The following is a 17791-nucleotide window of genomic DNA, read 5'->3' as shown; positions in this document are numbered from 1 at the left end:
TAATCACAAAGACTCGTCAAAGTTAATTTGGCAGGAAAATAAGACTTCGATACCAACTGAGCCATCTAAAAAATAATTTCTTCAGGGACACTTTCAACAAAAGAACCGACAAAAAGCGGCCCTTATTCCAATGTTTTATCTTTTTTTGGTCCAAAAGGCCTATTTTTTTCAAGAATTAATAGGACATCTGCACTATTTTAATTTAACTTACCGGTACTTAGTAAGATATACTTTGAGACAATGGCTATTCCAGCCGATTTTACAATTCATTTCTAATCCTGTGCGTATGAGAAACTCTACAACAACAACCCCGAACAGTATCAGCTGTAGGCCGGAAAGCAAAAACGGCTTTGGTAACTTGCTCCTTGGCAGCCTACTGTTCTTATTCCTGATCACTTCAGGATTAACGGTTGCCCAAACAGCCCCACTTACAGTAACCGGAACTGTAATAGACTCAGATGGTCTTTCCCTTCCAGGGTTAACTATCCTTGTAAAAGGTACCGCTACAGGTACTGTAACTGATTCTGATGGAAAGTACTCTATCAAAGTTTCTGGACCAGAAGCAGTTTTAGCATTCAGTTATATTGGCTACCAATCCCAAGAAGTCACGGTAGGAAACAGAACCGTCATAGATTTGGTCATGGAGGAGGATATCTCTTCTCTCAATGAAGTAGTGGTAGTAGGCTATGGCACACAAAAAGTGACCAACCTAACCGGTGCTGTAGATGTAGTAGAAGGCAAAGTATTGGCAGATCGCCCATCTCCTTCTGTATCTCAATTGCTACAGGGAACTTCCCCAGGCTTGACATTCAGTACAGGGAACTTTGGCTTTCAACCAGGTGCAGAAATGAACATTCAGATCAGAGGCATGGGATCGCTCAATGGTGGATCTCCTTATGTAGTCATCGATGGTATTCCCGGTGATATGGATCGTTTAAATCCCAACGATATTGAGTCCATCTCTGTATTGAAGGATGCCGCGGCATCTGCCATTTTCGGAGCACGAGCACCCTATGGTGTGATTGTGATCACCACAAAATCAGGTAGAGGAAAGTTAAAAGCAAGTTACTCTGGAAGTATTGGCGTAGCTTCTCCACAAAATCTACCTTCCATGATTAACTCTTATGATCATGCCAAGGTGATTAATGAAGCAGGAGTATTTGGCGCAGGAGGCAGATTTTTCCCAAATCGTACAATAGACAATATTCTTGCATTTCAGCGAGGGGATTTTGACTTTATTAGAGGCAATGCCAACTTCCCTGCTGACGCTACCTTTTTCGAAACCACTCCTCTTCCTAACAACCTCAATCAGTGGGGCTTTAACCAAAACGGTAATGCCAACCGAGAATGGTTTGATGAGTATTTCGGTAAAGGAATGATCCAGAAACATGATTTAAGCTTGTCCGGAGGTTCTGATAATACATCCTATTACTTCTCGGCGGGACTTTATGGTCAATCTGGTGTATTGAATTACGGTACTGATACATTTGACCGCTATAATATCATGGGTAAAATCACCACATCTATTACAAAGAATTGGGATTTCACCTACCAGCCAAGATTCTCAAAGCAGATTAGAGAGATTCCAAACATGGATCGTCAGGGGAGTTATGATTTAATTTTCCATCAGATCGCCCGAACGATGCCGACCAATGCGCTGTATGATGGTTTTGGGAATATTATGATTCAGTCCAAAATCCCTTGGGTAAATGATGCAGGTACTGATATCACGGAGACTACGGAAAACTGGCACACCCTGGCCACAGATCTGAGACCTACGGAGGGATGGACTATTCATGGTGACTTTGCGATGAAAAACACAGATATTTTCTATAGAAGCAATGAACTTACTGTTTATGACAATTTGGTAGATGGCACAGTGATTCCAAGCGGAAATACGGTACCAAGTAACACCAGAAGAACACACTACAGCAATCTATACTGGACTTCCAATATTTACACCTCGTATGAATTGCAGGTAAATAATGCTCACAATTTCAAACTGATGGCAGGAACTCAATTCGAGAAGACTCAGAATAGAAATCTTTCCGGGTTCAGGACTAACCTGCTTGTACCGACTGTCCCTTCTTTGAATACTGCTGATGGTGAGATTCAGATGGACGAAAACTTGCTTACGGTAAGTACCCAAGGCTATTTCAGTAGATTTAACTACAACTACAATGAAAAATATCTCTTGGAGTTGAACGCTCGCTATGATGGTACTTCCAGATTTAGAGAAGGAAATAGATGGGGCTTTTTCCCTTCTTTCTCCGTAGGATGGAATATCGACAAGGAAGCGTTCTGGCAAGGCATCAGCCAAGCCGTGAATACTTTCAAGCTTCGTGGTTCATGGGGTGAGCTCGGAAACCAAAATGTCACTCCATATCAGGATTTGCAACTTATCCCGCTTTCGGGCAATGCTGTCAACTGGATTTTCTCCCAAGGAGGAACTAGACCTATTGGTTTTGCCGGCACGCCTTCACTGGTCAGCCCTGACCTAACTTGGGAAACTGCAAGATCCATTGACATAGGAGCTGATATGAGCTTTTTGGACAATCGTCTAAAGTTCGTCTTTGATTGGTTTGAGAGAACTACATTTGATATGATCGGCCCTGTGGATCCTGCACCGGGAGTTTTAGGTGCTTCAGTTCCACAGTCTAATAATGCTACCCTTAGAACAAGAGGATGGGAATCTACGCTCAACTATGGCCAGACACTTTCTAACGGACTGACGTTCAACATAGGCTTTAACATTTTTGACAGCCGTACTTTCGTGACAGAATACCTTAATCCAAATGGAGTTCTATCCACTTGGTACGAAGGTAGAGAGCAGGGAGAAATCTGGGGATATACTGCACACGATCTGTACAGAAGCCAAGAAGAAGTGGACTCTTATACTTCGCAAGTTGACTTGTCCGACATAACAGGCCTTAAGTGGAATCCTGGCGACCTTAAATACCTGGATATCAATGGGGATGGAAAAGTGGACAATGGCGATAACACCCTGGATAATCCTGGTGACCTTAGCATCATAGGAAACAGTACGCCGAGATGGCAGTATGGGCTTAACTTGAATGCTTCTTTTAAAGGTTTTGATCTGTCTATGATCTGGAGAGGTGTGGGCAAAAGGGACCTTGCCTTTGACTCAGGAGACAACATTTTCTGGGGTTTTAGATCCGGTAATCAATCCTCCATATTCCCACAGCATTTGGACTACTTCAGAGATACGCCAGGTGATATGTACACAGGACTTTACGAAGGAGAAGCCAACATCAACCTAAACTCTTACTTCCCTAGACCTTACATCAATGATGGTCAAAATAACAAAAACCGCCTGACGAGTACACGCTACTTGCAAAATGGTGCCTATTTGAGACTTCAGAATCTGCAACTGGGATACACACTCCCAGATCCGGTTTTGGACAAAATGCGCTTGAGCAATTTTAGACTGTACGTGACAGGAGAGAATTTAGTGACTTTCTCTAAAATCCCGGTAGGCATAGATCCAGTAGCAACAGGAAGTTCATGGGGAGCCGGAAAAACGTATGGGGCAGATAGAATGATATCTGTAGGTGTACAAATTTCCTATTAATAAAGACGACGACAATGAAAAAATCAATATCACTATTTGGACTCTTGATTCTTTTGGCCGGAACTATTGGATGTGAATCCTTTATCGACAATGCGCCTGAGGATCAAATATCAGTCGGCGATTATTTCAAAACCGCCAATGACATAGAAAACTATGTGAAGAAATATTATGCAGGGCTACCTACCCACGGATCTGCTAATCTTCCATTATCTGAAACAAGTTCTGACAACCTAATTGTAGCGGTGCCAAACGCTGTGATCCAAGGCTCTAGGGCTCCGAGAAATGGACAATGGACTAATGAATGGTCCGATATCAGAAGTATCAATATTTTATTTGATAACCTTGGAAATGTCGAAGATGATTTGAGCGCTTACTCCCAGTTTTTAGGTGAAGCACATTTCTTCAGAGCTTGGTTCTACTATGAAAAGTTACAAACTTATGGAGACGTACCTATCTATGTAAATCAGTTATTACCGGGTGATGAAGACCTTTACAAAGAGCAGGATCCTAGGACTGAAGTAGCGGATTTTATTTTGGCTGAATTAGACTTAGCCTTCCAGTACTTAGGTACCAGAGCAAGTGTCGGGAATGCCAAACTCAATAAAGAAACAGCTCTTGCTTTCAAAACTCAAGTGGCACTTTATGAAGGAACCTGGCAAAAATATCATGCAGGAACTGTCTTCGGCACAAATGGCGCTGACCCAGACAAATACTTTCAGGAAGCAGTAATAGCGGCTGAAAAACTCATGAATGGAGAATACAATGTAGGACTCTATTCTACCGGAAAACCTGAGTCAGATTATTACGATCTATTCGGAAAAGACAATATGTCTGGGATCAATGAAGTGCTTTTCTACCGAATAGCAAGCACTGCTGAGCAGCTTGGACATGAGCTACAATTTTATGTAACCCGACGTACGAGAGATATGTCCCTGACCTGGTCATTGATCAGCTCGTATTTAGGCAAAGATGGTAAGCCATATGATTACACTGGGCTGACTCAAGTTGCAAAAGGCAATGATTTCCTACGGAAAATTGCTGAGGACACTGACCCAAGGCTGAAGGCAACGGTATGGATACCTGGTGATTTAAGAGTAGCAAGCTCTGGACAAATCTTTGACAAGCCTTTCTTAAATGGTGGGTCTGAAGAACTTGCCGCTACTGGCTTCCAGGTGAAAAAATTCTCAAATCCTTTTTCCTCAGCAGCAGGAGCGGACTTTGGTGGCTTAAGCCAAACAGGAAGAATCTTTTTCAGATATGGAGAAGTCCTGCTAAACTATGCTGAGGCTAAATATGAATTAGATGGAACCATCGCATACGATGCACTGAATGCTTTAAGGGACCGAGTGGGGATGCCAGCATTTGAGGCTATTCCTCAGTCGGAATATGGAGCCAACCTACTGGATTACGGGTATGCTATTGATGATGCTCTTTATGCCATCAGGAATGAAAGAAGAGTGGAGCTAGCGCTAGAGGGCCAAAGACCTGATGACTTTAGACGATGGGCGGCACATAACTTAATAATAGGAAAAAGACCGAAAGGTTATCCATTTGCTCCTTCGGAATTCCCCGGATTTAACCCGCTTTTGGATGAAAATGGGCAGACAGACTATTTTCAAACTCAGTTGCCAAATGGCTACAAATTCAGACCAGATCAGGATTACCTTACCTCAATTCCTTCTGACGAGCTTGTCTTAAATCCAAACCTTAAACAAAACCCAAACTGGTAATTTGATAGAAGGAGAAGCTAATTGCTTCTCCTTCTTTAGTTTAAACCTTTTCAACTAAGCCATCATGAAAAGCTATTCCTTCCGCCTTTTATTTCTTCTCAATCTTTGTGTTGTAATGAGCCTCAAAGCTCAGGAAATCAAGCGAGCTTCTCCAAACATCATCCTGATTATGGCTGACGATCTTGGTTTTGAAACATTAGGAATAAACGGAGCAGATGAATATCAAACTCCGAATCTGGACAAGCTAGCTAAGGAAGGAATGAATTTCACGCAGACTTACGCTATGCCACTTTGCACTCCTTCCAGAGTGCAGATTATGACAGGCAAGTATAATTTCAGGAATTACATAGGTTTTGGTTTGCTCAAAAAGGGAGAGCCTACCTTTGCTGATTATCTGAAGGAAATGGGGTATCATACCTTCGTTGCTGGAAAATGGCAGCTGTATGGAAATGCTGGACAACACAAGCTAGCAGGAGGCAAAATAGGTGCTTTGCCTGAGGAGGCGGGATTTGATGAATACTTTCTATGGCAAGTCAAACAGCTGGGAAGTAGATACAAAGATCCTTTGATTAGCTCCAACGCGGGAACTCAAACTTATGAAGGGAAATATGGCCCAGATCTCTTTACAGAGCAGGTCAATCTGTTCATGGAGAAGAACAAAAGTGAGCCGTTCTTTATCTACTACCCAATGGCTATAACTCATGATCCATTCGTCCCAACTCCAGACAACCCAGCATTTGAAGATTTTGATTCCAAATCCAAGACTAACGATCCTATCTATTTCGCAGAAATGGTGAACTACATGGACAAGCTTATTGGATCTATCGTGGATAAGACCGAAGAACTTGGAATCAGGGAAAAAACCTTGATACTTTTCGTGGGCGATAATGGTACCGATAGAAAAGTGACCACTTCCCAGTTTGGCAAAGCTATCAAAGGTGACAAGGGTTTTACCACTACAGCGGGAACTCATGTTCCATTTATTGCAAATTGGAAAGGCAAAATCAAGCCTGGAAGCACAAATGATAACCTGATCGACTTTACCGACTTCCTACCTACCTTACTAGAAACTGCTCACTTTACTAATCCTGAAATTGCAAATTCAGATGGACTAAGCTTTTATCCTCAACTTCTAGGAGATAATTCTAAAAAGCGTGAGTGGATATATTCCTATTATGCGCCCAATTGGGGCAATTTTGAAAATAGTACCTACGCGCAAGACAAAGAATGGAAGCTTTACGATGATGGAAGAATATATTCACTTTTGGATGATCCATTGGAGCAAAATTCTATTTCAAAAATTAATTTACCCGCATCTGTTCAGATTAAGATCTCAAAGTTAGAAGCCGTGCTTAGCAGATTTGACACTGCTGAATACTAGTCTTAAAGGGTACCTGGTTGCAGCCCTATCCCCTGCATTTACTAGATCAAATAAGTATAAGTTTACCCTCTTTTCATAGAACAAAATTAGTGCTTATGCACTATTTTTTATAGTTTAGGGGGATAGTTACTTGATTGGTTTGGTTTGCCTCCTGAATTGCAGTAATCCTTAACCTGCTCTTGTACTAAATCTAACCTAAAATAACGGCACAGCTACTAATCAAAATGTTCATAGATGTAGTAATTGGGTTCTTATAATTAAAAAAGGAGGTTAATAATCCCTTTTTTACTAATTCAGCTATATCTTGAGAAAACATCTTTTTTCAACTTCTAAGCAATCAAAATGGAGAATACAAAAAAGCTAAAGACCAAAGATAAAATACTAATTGCAGCGATCGAGCAATACAATGAATTCGGCGTCCAGGTAATTACAAGTAGGCATATTGCTGCCAAAATGGGAATCAGTCACGGTAATCTTGACTATCACTACAAGACTAAAGAAGATATTATCTTGGCGATTTATGAGAAGATGAGGTCAGAAATGTCCGATTATTTTATCTCTAGAAAACCAGAGTACTCATCCATAGAACACGTACATCTGCTGCTGATCCAGCTAGAAGAGTTTCAGTACCGCTACCGATTTATCAACCTGGATGTATTGGAAATCTCCAGAACCTACCTGAACATCACTAGCCTCATCCAAAAAACTTCTGAATATAGAAAACTTCAGATGGATGCGCTATTTGAAGAATTTCTCAGCGATGAATACATGCTACGAATTGAACCTGAGACTCGTGAAAGTGTACAGCACCTTATTCGTATAATCATCACGTTTTGGCTATCGCAAAGAGAAGTTTTAGCCTCCAATAAATTCACGGAAAAAGGTGCCATGGTCAAAAGTATCTGGGCATTAATCACGCCATATTTAACAGAAAAAGGAAAAGAAGAACGTGCAAAAGTCATCGCCAAATACGGCTATACTCAAGAAGATATTGATGCAAGATAAACGTACCATGGGTGGGTTGGCGCTCTTACTCCTACTTTGGTGCGCCTTCGCCCAAGTGAGCTTTGCGCAGCAGAGCAAAAAACCGAATGTCCTTTTCCTTTTCGCTGATGATCAGCGTGCAGATGCCTTGGGTTCCTCAGGCAACCCATATATCCAAACGCCCCACCTAGATCAACTGGCGAGTGAAGGTAGCCGCTTTGAAAATGCCTATGTCATGGGTGGAAATCACGGCGCAGTCTGTGCTGCCAGTCGGGCGATGTTGCTCAGTGGTAAAAGTCTATTTCATGTGTATGACAAACTTAAGGATGAGCGCACCTTTCCTATGGATTTTGCCGAAGCAGGATATACTACCTTCGGAACTGGCAAATGGCATAATGAAAGGGAAGCCTTCGAGAACAGTTTTCAGCAGGCAAAAAATGTCTATCTGGGCGGAATGGCAGATCACTACGGCGTGGCGATGCGGGATTATGATGGAAATGGTAAGCTTGATGAGCCTACTACCAGAGGGTATTCCACAGAAGTTTTTGCCGAGGGCATTATAGATTTCTTGAATACTCATGCAAGGTCAGGGAAAGACAATCCATTCTTGGCCTATGTGGCCTTTACCGCGCCTCACGATCCTTACTCACCTATAGCAAAATACATCGGCTACTATCCTGATGGCTCACTGCCTTTGCCTGGAAACTATATGCCATACCATCCATTTGAGTTTGATCAATTGATGGTTCGCGATGAATTACTGACTGACTGGCCGCGAAAGCCTGAGGTAATCCAGATGATCTTGTCTGATTACTATGCGCTGATTACACATCTGGATGAACAAATCGGCAGAATCATCCAAACTTTGAAGGATAACGATCAGTACGATAATACCATCATCGTTTATGCTGCGGATAATGGATTGGCAGCAGGAAGTCATGGCTTGCTGGGCAAGCAAAGTCTCTACGAACATAGCACTAAAGTTCCTATGATCATCAAAGGCCCAGGTGTCCCACAGAATGAGACCTTCGATGCGATGGTCTATCTCTACGACCTCTATCCTACTCTTTCCGAATTGGCAGGTCTTCCAAAGCCTTCTCAAGTGGACGGTGAAAGCTTAGTTCCTATTCTGAACGGTAATGAGGAAGGTGTGAGAAACAGCCTTTTCACAGCCTACAGATACACCGTGCGTGCTGTTAGAACTCCAGAGTGGAAACTGATTAGATACCCTGAGCGAGACTACACGCAGCTTTTCAACCTAAGGAATGACCCACTTGAATTGAATAATCTGGCGGAAAACAAGGCGTATTCCTCCACCAAAGAGGAACTAATAACTATGCTGAAAGAGTGGCAAAAAAGTTCTGGAGACACAGCAGCTTTGACCACCAAACCCATCAAACAGCTGGAATACGATCCATCAACTCTTACAAGAAAACCGGATCGTTGGCAGCCAGAATATACGCTGAAGCGGTATTTTGAAGGGGTGGAAAAATAATCTCTCTTACTACTCAACACTTAAAATAGGTCTCCTTTGGGAGTCCTTTTTTTGTGCCCTATTGGGTTTGAAATAGAAAGCGAAAAATGCTTAACGTAAAAAATCTGCTGAAGCCTACCTCCGCATGCTTTTCAAAAACTAGAATTACTAATACTAAAACCTCACTTCTTAATGAGCACCAAAATTTGACTTGGTGTAATTCGAATAGAGTATTCGAAATATGGCATCTCATGCAACTGAACCCGATCAGCCTTCGAATGGTCAAAGAATTCTTCTGGAATGATTGGCACAAGTATATTATTTTTTAGTTTTTATGCATTGCCGCTTTGTTAACAGTTAAGTTAAAAGTATAATAGGATTTGATTAATCCCGAGACCTATCGGGAAATTGAGGTCACTTCGGTCACCTATCTTCGGACTTCTAGTTGGTTGAGATAAGGAATTTTTTGTACTGGCAAGCTTGCGGATACATATATAGTTTTTTTGAAAAAAAGTGATTTTCAAAGCATAAGTGTATTATTTCCTCTGTATGAATCATCCTATCCAATCACAAATAGGTCATTAGCTCTAATCAATCACTAGGTTTCACTAAATCACCCTCAAAACAGCATAATAAAAATCTAAAGCTATAGTTTAGTTTATTATCAATCTCTACTAAAAGAAGAATCCCTGAATGCAGAAAAAGGCTCCACAGAAGTGAAGCCTTTTATTGAAATACAAGCTAAAATCAATCTTAATATCCTGGATTCTGAGGCATCAGATTTGGATTGTTTTGCATTTCAGGCAGTGGATAAGGCATCAGATAATGTCTTGCTTGCAGCGTCTGGTTTGAACTTGGGTTCCTATGCCCTACAAATTCGTCAAAACCATTAGTAGATTCATTATATACTTTGCGTAAGCGAAGCATATCAAACCAGGTTAGCTGCTCATAACAGAGCTCATGCCATCTCTCTTTCCAGACTAATTCTCTGAATGTATTGGGATTGAACTCACCCAGAGATGGAGTGGGCAACCCAGCACGACTACGAATTCTTCTCAAACTCTCTACAGCCAAGGCATTCGGTCCACCCACCTCATTCTGCGCTTCTGCATAGATAAGCAATACTTCTGCAAACCGGATCAATGGCACATTCAAGTTATTTGCTCTATTGCCAGGCTTATCTTTTGAGCCTAGCGCAAGTTGATTGAAATGCTTGAAGATGTAGGGTGCACCCAAATCAAAAGGAGCACCACTTCCATTGGTGTAATAAGTAGTATAGAAATATCCTACCTGATCTACCGCGCGAAGATCACCAGACTCATAGGAATTATAAAACTCTTGTGTGGGAACTGTACTACCCGTGCCTGAAGGACCTGCAAAGGTGACGGGCTTGAAGTTCGGAAACATATTATTCATCGGATTTCCAGCAACAATTACATTGTATTGAAGCATAAAAATATGCTCTAATCTATTGCCATTAGCCTCATCATGAATAGCTCCATAGGTAGGAAATAAATTTATCATCAAAGGATTAGCCTGCCCATAATCGATTACTTCTTTTGATTTGTCAGCAGCCATTTGATAGTGAGATGCCCCTTTACTTAGGGGAAAACCAGCCATCGTTAGATATACTTTTGCAAGCAAGGATTTGGTAGCGGCTAAAGAGACTCTCCCACTTGTGGTCATCCACGGAAGTCCTGCGGCTTCAGCAGCTTTTAAATCTTCCAAAATCAAGGCATAAACCTCTTCCTGAGAAGCTGGAGCAGGTTGAAAATTTTCCGAACTAGCGGTCTGTGGAAGTACTATCAATGGGACATCCCCCCACAATCTTACCAGGTAGAAGTAAGACCATGCTCGTAGAAATCTAGCTTCACCTAAAACGCGCGTCTTTTGAACTTCATCCATAGGATTAATAGCTGGAACCTTATCTAACACCAAATTAGCTTGAGCTATGACTCTATAAAGTCCATTCCACCAGTTGATCACATGCTGTGTACGGCCATCGTAGATCAGTCCATATAAGTTGTTGAGGTCAGAGTTCTGTGCTGTCTCTGTCGTAGAAGTCCCCGTAGGAGCTTCCAGCAACTGCCAGGTAGAGGAAAATATTCCTGCTCCATCTCCTATAAATCGAGTATCGGCATATACTGCTGCTAATGCTGCCTCGGCATGATCGGGAATAGTGTAGAAGCTATCAGGTGTAAGATTAGAAGGATCTTCTTCATCCAAAAAACTAGAGCACCCTACAAATCCTGATACAAGTGTTATCAATAGGAACACCTTGCCCGCTTTATTATATATGTTATTTTTCATTTTTATATCGCTTTAAGTTGACAGAGAATTAAAGTGTAACCTGCAGGCCAAACATGAAAATAGTCGGTCTAGGATAACTGTGCCAGTTCATACCTTGGGAGAATACATTGTCCCCATTTCCACCTCGAATTGGTGTAGTCTCAGGGTCGCCGTTCACGTCATCACCGACCAACAGGAAGAAGTTTTGCGCTGAGGCATAAGCTCTCAATCTGCTCAACTTGATGGAATTAGTGAGTGTGGCCGGGAAGTTATACCCAAGCAGTAAATTACGTCCTCGTAAAAATGAACCGTCTTTTACCCAGTGTGAGTCCACATTGGTCACATATCCCGCCCGCGTATCACGAATCTCTGCAATCATTGTGTTTTGATTCGTTGGCGTCCAAGCGTTAAGCACTGAAGTGTAGCTATTCGCCAAAGCCTGACGGTCTTCACTTGGATGAAGTGTCATATCCAAGATGTCATTTCCTACACTGTACTGAAGCTCTATCAAAAGATCAAAATTGTAGAACCTGAATGTATTGGAAATAGCTCCCCAAAAATCCGGATTTCCATTACCGATAATCATTCGATCAGAGTCATTGATTGCTTTATCACCATTGACGTCCAGGTATTTAATATCTCCAGGAAGAATTGTCAATCCATTTCTATAACTCACAAATTCCGCAGCTTCTGCTCGCTCTACCTCACTCCAGGTGCCCAGTCTGGTCAATCCCCAGAAGGAACCTACCGGCTCACCTACTCTGATGATATTCGTCTGATTGGTGAAATTTGGCCCACCTACTCCAAAAATATCCGCTGGCGTGGCTAAAGAGAGAACTTTATTTCTGTTCATGGATAAGTTCCAGGAGGTGTTCCAGCTGAAATTCTCTTTTTCGTAATTCACTGAATTAAGGGTGAATTCGATCCCCTTATTTTCCATAGAACCTACGTTACTTCTGATAGTAGCATAGCCACTTGTTCTTGGCACGGGTGAATCCAACAGCATATCTGTAGTCTTTCTGTAATAGAAATCCATTTCTATATTCAGTCTGTTGTTGAACATTCCCAGCTCGAATCCAAAATCTGTCTGAGCAGTTTTTTCCCATCGTAAATCTGGATTAGCAAGCCTATTAATTCCTGTTCCACCAACTTGTGTTTCGTTGAAAATTGCAGAATAATTGGAACTCAATAGGGATAAAGAAGAATAAGGAGGAATCTCAGAGTTACCTGTCAAACCATAACTAGTTCTTATTTTCAGATTGGAGATGGTGGAGTTACCTTTCAAAAAACCTTCCTCCGAAACTCTCCAAGCGAAGGCTCCAGATGGAAAGAATGCATATTTATTATTGTCTCCGAATTTGGAAGAACCGTCAGCACGACCTGTAGCCGTAAACAAATACTTATCATCCAGAATGTAATTCAATCTGAAGAAATAGGAATTTAGCGCTTGACGAGCAGCATTTGATCCCACACGCGGCAGCTGGCTGCCTGCGCCCAAATTATTGTATAAGAAATAATCGGTAGAGAAATTCTGTATGCTGGCGTTCATGGAAGTGAAATTATTCTCTTGCCAAGAAATACCTAGTAATCCCGTGAACGAATGTCTTTCAGCAAAAACTTTGGAATAAGTCAGGTAGTTTTCCAAGGACCAAAAAGTATCTTTCCTCATACTCTTAGATGCTGTTCCATTTTGGTTGATAGCTAGCGTTCTTGTTTCAGATCTATCATTTTCCTGAGTAAGAATGTTGACACCTAAGGCTGTTCTCATTTCTAAGGCATCCGAAAATTTGATATTAGTGTAAGCACTACCCAACGTAGTCTGGGTATTGAGAATGTATCTTCTTCCTGATAATCTATGTGCAGAACTCATGGTGCCTTCTGCGAATGGATAGTCCCTATTGTTTGCAAAAGTTCCATCCTCATACTTCACAGGTAAGAATGGAAAATCCTCTACCATCTGTCGAGCTACCGCGTCACTTACATCCACCAGGTTTTCAGTTTGGTTGTTGTAACTCAAACTACCGCCTACGGTCAGCCAGGACTTTACTCTATCTTCGAGGGTAAATCGGGTTGAATACCTTTTTTGATAAGAGGTTTTTACCAGTCCCTGATCATCTCTATAACCTAATGAAAGCGAATAGGAAGTTCTATCGCTACCTCCCGAAAAGCCCAACTGATGGTTTTGGGATAATTTATTTTGTGTAGTTTCTTCAAGCCAGTCAGTATCAAACAGAGGATTACCTTGGCTATCAAATACTCGTGGATCAGTTCTACGCAGCGCGGGATTCAGGTATGCCCACTTGCCGTCAGCCCAACCTTGAGGATCGTATTTAGCCATATTTGCCCAAGCCAAGTCCTCCACTTCTAGGTACTGTTTAGCATTGAGAACTTCCGGTCTATTTGGGCCGATGATTGGCACGCTCAAGTCCACATTATAGGTAACAACTCCTTCACCTGATCTGCCCTTTTTGGTCGTCACCAAAATGACTCCATTTGCTCCTCTAGACCCATAAATTGCTGTGGAAGAGGCGTCTTTCAGCACTTCCACTGAGACTATATCGTTTGGATTGATGTAATCGATAGCACTACTCTGTTGATCCAAAGTTCCCATTGGCATCTGCACGCCATCTATCACATAGAGGGGGTTATTAGATGAGTTGATAGAACTGAATCCTCTGATTCTAACAGTAGTTCTTCCTCCAGGGCGTCCAGAGTTATTGTTCACTTGTACACCAGCTACTCGGCCTGCCAAGGCTTGGTTTAGAGAGGCTGCCGGCCGCTCTCGCAAGGCCTCAGCTCCAACCGAACCGACAGATCCTGTCAAATCACTCCTTTTCGTAGTGCCATATCCTATCACTACCACCTCTTCCAACGCCGTAGCATCAGGACTTAGGGTGATATTAATGACCGTTTGTGTGCCTACGGTGACACGCTGCGGCTCATAGCCTATGTAGGAAAAAATTAAATCTGCTGTTTCAGCTACTGTAATAGAATAAAGCCCATCTATATCTGTAATCGTTCCAGAAGTTGTTCCCGCTACAGACACTGTTGCACCAGGAAGAGGGAGTCCAGTTTCATCTAAAACCCGACCAGTTACGGTGACCTCTTTAAAGGTCTCATCGTAGAGCAAATTAGAAGCAGTTCTAGCCAAAATGAAAGGGCTAAACATTAACTGCAGCATGAATCCATATAGGACTATTTTAGACAGTTCTAGGAGCTGTCTTTGTAAATATATTTTCATATTTTGAGAGGTTTATTGGTATTGATCACTAATTAATACCCTGTAAGATTTACTCTTAAACAGGTTCCGGATGATATGCAGCGAGAATTTCCTTGAAATTTCAACTGCTCCTTGAAAAGGCATTTTTTCTAGTTCATAGGCCTTACACATTACTTATTAAACAATACTTGCCCTACTCCACGGAATAAGTTTAAAAATTCCTCTTCCGCTTAAAATTTTCTAAATAAAGAAATAACCGACTTTACTTAAAAAAAACCATTCATACTGAAAAACAGGTAGATAAACACTCCGACAAAACAGACAAAGTGCTTTACTCGCCAACTTATACATTATAAAAAATGTATCTTATATATAATTTTTACACAAACTCTATAGCAAGCTAAAACTGAAGAGAGAACCATTTAAAAATCGTATCTCTATTTAAACAAAAAAGGAAAAATAATACTTTACCAAGATTAAACATCGAATCATTTATCCTAATGGGCAAATACACCTATCAAATTGCACTAATCTCTTTTCAAGGTCTAAAGCACAATTTGGTAAAACCTCCTTTCAATTTAGTAATTATATTGACTTTATAAACTCTTCCTGGAGAAAAATCACCTAAATTTAATATTACCAAAAAATTATACTACGTCTTATCCGCTACCCATTCAGAATCTAGTAGATTTTTAATTGATGAATTTCAGCTACTTGAGGCAACTATTTCCAACTAAATGAGGGAGCTTGCTTATGAGGTTAGCGCTCAATTTCCATTTCTTCAAAAAATTGAGATGAAAACTGTTCGGTTCATTTACTTTTCTTGATCGCTAGCGTACATAAAAAACTTCACAATGCCACCATTTTATATTAACACAAGATTTCTCAAGCTGGAACAGCAATTGACAGTACAAACAAAAAAACGATATTCATGCTAAGCTTCCTACTTTGGTGCATACTCTTCATTCTTTGCTGGCCTCTGGCTCTTTTGGCTCTGGTACTCTATCCCATCGTCTGGTTGTTTCTACTTCCATTTAGACTACTGGGATTCGCGGTGGAACTATCTTTCGACCTCATCAGAAACATTTTTATGCTTCCATTCACCTTGCTCGGTCGCAGGTAGAACACAGATTACTTGGTTTGATAAAGCTTTATCAAGTTCATGATCTTCTGGAATACTTCCGTATTCTCAAACACTCCTCTGAATTCATCGGCATGCGCTCCATAGGCAAAAATCGGAACCATGATCCCCGTATGATCATCAGAATGAAAAGCTAATTCTACCGTATGTGAAGAGATATCTCCCTGAGGAATGGATACGCCACCCGTCTCATGATCTGCTGTGATGAGCACTAGAGTCCCCCGGTGCTCATCAGCAAATCGAATTACTTCACCTATCACCCGGTCAAAATCCAGCATCTCGGAAACGATCATAGAAGTGTTATTAGAATGCCCACCCGAATCAATGTTCGCAGCTTCCACCATCAAGAAAAATGGACTCTTTTTCTGCTCAAAAAACTCCAAAGCAGCACTCGTACTTTTCAATAAATAATCCCCTCTCCCTTCCAGTACCTTCGGCAATGAACCTTCCGAAGCGAAATAGCCTACCCGATCTCCATGTAAATTTTCAAGATTTTCAGTCAAAGTAAACCCGGAATTTCTCAGATTTTCCAGCTCCAGTTCGAATCTGGATCTACCTCCACCGATGAATAGATCCAAGTTGCTCTCAGACAGAAAAGCCGCAATATCTTGCGAGTCATCTCGCTCGGAATGATGAGCATAGAAGGATGCCGGGGTAGCTCCAGTGAGCTGATCAGTGGTAATAATTCCACTGGAGAAACCGTAGCCGTCCAAAATATCAGGCAGATTTGCCAGCACATTTCCCGAAGGATCCACACCCAAAGCTCTGTTATTGGTCTTCTCGCCAGTTGCATAAGCTGTGGCTCCAGCAGCTGAATCCGTAGTAAAATCGTCCGCAGCCTGGGTTTTCACCAAGCCGATAGTATTCAATTGAGTTAGATTCAGCTGATTGTCATTGGCAAATAAAGCAGCGGAAATCTGCGCCAAACCATTTCCATCGCCTAACATCAGAATCACATTTTTCACCGGAGTAGCTACTCCATCCACTTCAAATTTTGGATGGTAAATCTCATGAAGATTGGGATTTTGATAAACATTTTGTTCCAGCTTACTTAAGTAGTCAGCTGCGGCTATAGGATGATCAGTATTGATGTAATCCTCACCCATTTCATAGAAAGCCTTCCAGGCAGACTTGCTATCCGGCGAACCCCAAAAGCGGACTGGCCTATCAAAACTATGAACCAAATCAATAAAATCTTGTACCGATCTGCGCTGCTCTTCCACCATTCTGCCTTTACCGTTCCAGATGGAAAACTGCCGAAAACTAAGGCTTACCATCCCGATTTTCTCCCAAGGCAAATCCTCAGTCAAAACTTTACTTTGGTAGTCAAAAAGCATCCATTCCGGATATTTCTTATAATCCTCAGGTTTCGGTCGATTTCCCGAGATAATCAACTTCAAGCCTTTAGGATTTTCTTTTGAAAGGAGAATATCCTGATAGTTTTTCATGCTTTCCAGCAAAACATCTAACGTGGGATAAGCTGATGTTTTCAGATCTACCAACAGGTGAAAATCAATGCTAGAAATCACCCCACTTTTCAAGCCTTCAGAAATAGGATTGAGATACAAACTCTCCAGGGTACGTTTGGGATTGATACTTTCCGTCTCATGTGCGGCCATGAGCTTACTGTCTTGCAAAATCACATCTACCTCGATAGAAGTAGCACCAGCAGAATACGCCGTCCAGAAAGGCACCGTCTGCAAGTAATCATTATGAGAGTGGAGTTGAAAAGATCTTAAGTCTTGCGCAGAAAGCTGAAAATTAAAAATGATAACTAGCAATAGCTGTGTTAGGAGAATTTTTATCATAGTTTAAAAATAGTCCTTCTGGCTTAGTTTCTTAAAAACACTTCCTCATTATATCATATTCCAATGGATTAAAAATCCTTTTCATGTATATCCTCCTTATTTCCAGCAATGAGCCAAAGCATGAGAGGATTTGGTCAATCCCGATAACTATGGGGAAATTGAGGTCACATCG

The 17791-nt window shown here is 41.5% G+C and carries 8 protein-coding genes; 5 read left to right on the top strand and 3 right to left on the bottom strand.

Going from position 1 to position 17791, the window contains the following annotated elements; genetic code table 11:
• Positions 1-286 precede the first annotated feature (286 nt).
• The 5 genes from ABJH64_RS15060 to ABJH64_RS15040 all read left to right on the top strand — a co-directional run bounded on the left by ABJH64_RS15060 (position 287) and on the right by ABJH64_RS15040 (position 9182).
• On the top strand, positions 287-3592 hold the full coding sequence (locus ABJH64_RS15060; protein ID WP_348299202.1) for a TonB-dependent receptor: 3306 nt from the start codon (positions 287-289) through the stop codon (positions 3590-3592).
• Between the two features lie 14 nt (positions 3593-3606).
• Positions 3607-5322, top strand: a complete 1716-nt coding sequence (locus tag ABJH64_RS15055) for a RagB/SusD family nutrient uptake outer membrane protein (RefSeq protein WP_348276535.1) — start codon at positions 3607-3609, stop codon at positions 5320-5322.
• Between the two features lie 115 nt (positions 5323-5437).
• Positions 5438-6703, top strand: coding sequence for a sulfatase-like hydrolase/transferase (locus ABJH64_RS15050; RefSeq protein WP_348276534.1), 1266 nt, complete (start codon positions 5438-5440; stop codon positions 6701-6703).
• Between the two features lie 342 nt (positions 6704-7045).
• A complete protein-coding gene (locus tag ABJH64_RS15045; protein WP_348276533.1) occupies positions 7046-7708 on the top strand; it encodes a TetR/AcrR family transcriptional regulator in 663 nt (220 codons plus the stop codon).
• Positions 7698-9182 (top strand): sulfatase-like hydrolase/transferase, encoded by a 1485-nt coding sequence (locus tag ABJH64_RS15040; RefSeq protein WP_348276532.1) that lies wholly within the window; start codon positions 7698-7700, stop codon positions 9180-9182. Before ABJH64_RS15045 ends, ABJH64_RS15040 begins: the two co-directional genes overlap by 11 nt.
• Positions 9183-9914: 732 nt before the next feature.
• On the opposite strand, the gene ABJH64_RS15035 is transcribed toward ABJH64_RS15040, so the two are convergent.
• The 3 genes from ABJH64_RS15035 to ABJH64_RS15025 form a co-directional block, all read right to left on the bottom strand.
• Entirely contained in the window at positions 9915-11471 is a 1557-nt protein-coding gene (locus ABJH64_RS15035; protein WP_348276531.1) for a RagB/SusD family nutrient uptake outer membrane protein, read from the bottom strand.
• Positions 11472-11499: 28 nt separating this feature from the next.
• Positions 11500-14619, bottom strand: a complete 3120-nt coding sequence (locus ABJH64_RS15030) for a TonB-dependent receptor (protein WP_348276557.1) — start codon at positions 14617-14619, stop codon at positions 11500-11502.
• Between the two features lie 1182 nt (positions 14620-15801).
• Positions 15802-17619: an alkaline phosphatase gene (locus tag ABJH64_RS15025; RefSeq protein ID WP_348276530.1), complete on the bottom strand. Its 1818-nt coding sequence runs from the start codon at positions 17617-17619 to the stop codon at positions 15802-15804.
• Between the last annotated feature and the right edge of the window lie 172 nt (positions 17620-17791).

It is taken from the genome of Algoriphagus sp., from assembly GCF_039969895.1.
Lineage (GTDB): Bacteria > Bacteroidota > Bacteroidia > Cytophagales > Cyclobacteriaceae > Algoriphagus.
This window is presented reverse-complemented; position numbering and strand designations above follow the sequence as displayed.

Bases quoted from the DNA above. Each gene is read 5' to 3' on its own strand.
- ABJH64_RS15060 (WP_348299202.1), top strand. From the start codon at position 287: ATGAGAAACTCTACAACAACAACCCCGAACAGTATCAGCTGTAGGCCG.
- ABJH64_RS15030 (WP_348276557.1), bottom strand. From the start codon at position 14,619: ATGTTTAGCCCTTTCATTTTGGCTAGAACTGCTTCTAATTTGCTCTAC.
- ABJH64_RS15055 (WP_348276535.1), top strand. From the start codon at position 3,607: ATGAAAAAATCAATATCACTATTTGGACTCTTGATTCTTTTGGCCGGA.
- ABJH64_RS15025 (WP_348276530.1), bottom strand. From the start codon at position 17,619: ATGATAAAAATTCTCCTAACACAGCTATTGCTAGTTATCATTTTTAAT.
- ABJH64_RS15050 (WP_348276534.1), top strand. From the start codon at position 5,438: ATGAGCCTCAAAGCTCAGGAAATCAAGCGAGCTTCTCCAAACATCATC.
- ABJH64_RS15040 (WP_348276532.1), top strand. From the start codon at position 7,698: ATGCAAGATAAACGTACCATGGGTGGGTTGGCGCTCTTACTCCTACTT.
- ABJH64_RS15035 (WP_348276531.1), bottom strand. From the start codon at position 11,471: ATGAAAAATAACATATATAATAAAGCGGGCAAGGTGTTCCTATTGATA.
- ABJH64_RS15045 (WP_348276533.1), top strand. From the start codon at position 7,046: ATGGAGAATACAAAAAAGCTAAAGACCAAAGATAAAATACTAATTGCA.